The following is a 1,785-nucleotide window of genomic DNA, read 5'->3' as shown; positions in this document are numbered from 1 at the left end:
ACGTTTTTTCTTGCGGCGTACATGTGCATGGTATCACATTCTTCATATGAAGCATGTTGATTCGGAGTCGCCTTCGCGATGTCGCGCGCTGGCTGCGAAGCGAATCGACGAATCTCTGGCCTGCGCTTCTGGGTTCGCTGAGCCTGCGTCGTAGCCGGTGCATCCGCAAGAATTGCCCTGCGTGCCAGTCTGGCGAACAGCATCAAAGTTATGTGCTCTACGGTCGCGCGAACGGGCGTCGCGTTGCCGTCTACGTGCCGGAAGAGCTTGTGCCGGAGGTTCAGCGCAACCTGGACAACGGGCGCGCTCTGCAGGATCTGCTGCACCAGGCGGCACCGCGATACATCAAAGCGCTGAAGCGACAGCGCGCCGAAGCATCCAAAAGCAAGAAGAGCCGAGCGGTGTGAGAGCGACAGCGCGACAGATCAGCTTTGCCGATTGGGAGCTGATGCGGCAACGTGATCAGGGCATTCGCCTGGAGCCGCTGCTGGAGGCGATATCCGGCTTTCTCGACGACCAGCGGGACGTCATCGAGCGTGTCCGGCGGGATCTGGTGCGTGGCCTGAAGCAGCCAGATAGCGGTCGTCACGGATTGACGGCGACACAGGTTCTGCGCTCGCTGGTTCTGATGCGGCTCAAGAACTGGGACTATCGCGAGTTGCGTGAACGCATCGCAGATGGATTGACGCTTCGTCAGTTCACCGACTTCTACTGCGCGCCGGTGCCGAAGCACGACGCCTTCCAGCGTGGCTTCATCCGTCTGACCCCACAAACGCTGAAAGCGGTCAACGATTTGGTGGTTCGGGCAGCGGTCGAGCTCGGATTGGAGGATGGCACGAAGCTGCGGGTCGACACTACGGTGGTGCAGACCGACATTCATCATCCGACCGACAACACGTTGCTATGGGATGTGGTCCGCGTCGTCACACGCCTGGTCCGCCGTCTGGCCAAAGCGCTGGAATTGCGAAGAATCAAGGGCTTTTGCGACCGCACGCGCGCGGCGCGGCGCCGGATGTACGAGATCCAGCGCATGACGACGAGGCAGCGTCACGAGCAGCAGACCCGGATATACCGGGCGCTCATCGACATTGCCGAGGAGGTCGTAGGAAACGCACGCGCGGGGCTCGAGAGGACCCGCACGATGCGCGGCAAGGACATGTTCGCCGACATGGCCATCGAGGAACTGCGCAGTCAGATCGAGCACTTCTGCGGGCTGGGAGATCGTGTCATCGATCAGGCACGTCATCGTGTGCTCTTTGGTGAGCAGGTGGCTACCGACGAGAAGATTTATTCCATCTTCGAGCCCCATACCGACCTGATCAAACGCGGCAAGGTGCGCACGCCGGTCGAGTTCGGCCACAAAGTCTTCCTCGCCGAAAGCGCGGAGGGCCTGATCACGCAATACGAGGTGCTGAAAGGCAATCCGCCCGACGAGGTTCATGTGGCATCTTCCCTCCAGCGCCACAGGCAGGCCTTTGGCCGTGCCCCGCAGCTGTATGGCTCGGATCGTGGCTTCTTCAGCGAGCAGAACCTTGCCTCGTGCAAGCACGCCGGCGTGAAGGTGGTGTGCATTCCTCAGCGTGGTGGCAAGAGGACGGGACGACGTGAGGCGTACGAAAAGAGCGTGGTCTTCAAGAATGGTCAACGCTTTCGCGTCGGCATCGAGGAACGCATCTCCGTGCTGTTCCGAGGCCGCGGCATGAAGCGCTGTCTCGCCGAGGGACGTGACCGCTTCGAACTGTGGGTCGGCGCCGCGGTGCTCGCCAACAATCTCATGAGGATTGC

Annotated in this window: 2 protein-coding genes; both read left to right on the top strand. The window is 61.2% G+C overall.

Annotated elements, in window-relative coordinates; all coding sequences use genetic code 11:
- The first annotated feature begins 53 nt into the window (after positions 1-53).
- Positions 54-407 (top strand): DUF6788 family protein, encoded by a 354-nt coding sequence (locus tag CP49_RS49510; RefSeq protein WP_057854443.1) that lies wholly within the window; start codon positions 54-56, stop codon positions 405-407.
- Positions 404-1,785: ISNCY family transposase (locus tag CP49_RS33710; RefSeq protein ID WP_057854442.1), on the top strand; the 1,382-nt coding region annotated here is incomplete at its 3' end. The genes CP49_RS49510 and CP49_RS33710, both read left to right, overlap by 4 nt.

This window comes from Bradyrhizobium valentinum (assembly GCF_001440405.1).
GTDB classification, from domain to species: domain Bacteria; phylum Pseudomonadota; class Alphaproteobacteria; order Rhizobiales; family Xanthobacteraceae; genus Bradyrhizobium; species Bradyrhizobium valentinum.
Note: the sequence above shows the minus strand (reverse complement) of the source record. Positions and strands in the feature narration are given on the sequence as shown.